1 protein-coding gene is annotated in these 749 nt (G+C 44.7%); it reads right to left on the minus strand.

All coding sequences use genetic code 11. The features are described from left to right. Positions 1–279: 279 nt before the first annotated feature. On the minus strand, positions 280–749 hold a 470-nt coding region (locus tag FE810_RS17000; RefSeq protein WP_138321867.1), incomplete at its 5' end, for a transposase.

Genomic DNA, 749 nt, shown 5'->3' on the forward strand with positions numbered 1-749 from the left:
CGTCATTCCCTATATGGACTCCCGTTTCATTTCAAGGATACTATCAAAATAAATTGTAAAACTGCTTCCGCATATTCGGGCTCTCGTTGAGTAGCGAACTCTGGCCCCTGATGTATTCGCACCTTCATGCCTCTTCGTGACAACGATGTCTTGCATCTAGGGAATGATCAGGCTCTTGAAGGTCGGTCTTACCTATTTATTTTTCGCGTATCATTGAAGTGAATAATTCTCTTTTGGTTGATTCAGTTAGTTTATTTCAAATGGTGATTAGTATTTCAATTAAACCGCTTGTGGTGCTTGATATGCCTCGCCATGTTTGAGCATTGCCCAAGATGTGCGGATGGTCTTATTTGCCAATGCCACCGCTGCTCTGCGGCTACCAATTCGCTCAATGAGCTGCTTGAGCCATTTTTCTTTATGATTTCTAGGCTCCCGTTTATTGACGACTTTTACTACCGCCATTGCGCCTTGAATCAGGCTCGAGCGCAGCCGTTTATTCCCTTGATTCTTGCCAATGCCACCCAAAGTTACTACGCCTCCAGTACTGTATTGTTTGGGCGTTACACCAATACAAGCTGAAGCTTCTCGGCCATGCGAGAAATTTTTACCCTGACCACCGAGCATTAGATACAACCGCATCGCATTTTTTGGGCCCACACCTTCAAGTGCCATTAACTGATGACATTGAGGTTGCTGTTTGATCTGTGCTTCCATTTCCCGCTCTACCTTAGCTTGATGTTTTTCCGCAT

The organism is Thalassotalea litorea (assembly GCF_005843925.1).
GTDB lineage: Bacteria > Pseudomonadota > Gammaproteobacteria > Enterobacterales > Alteromonadaceae > Thalassotalea_A > Thalassotalea_A litorea_A.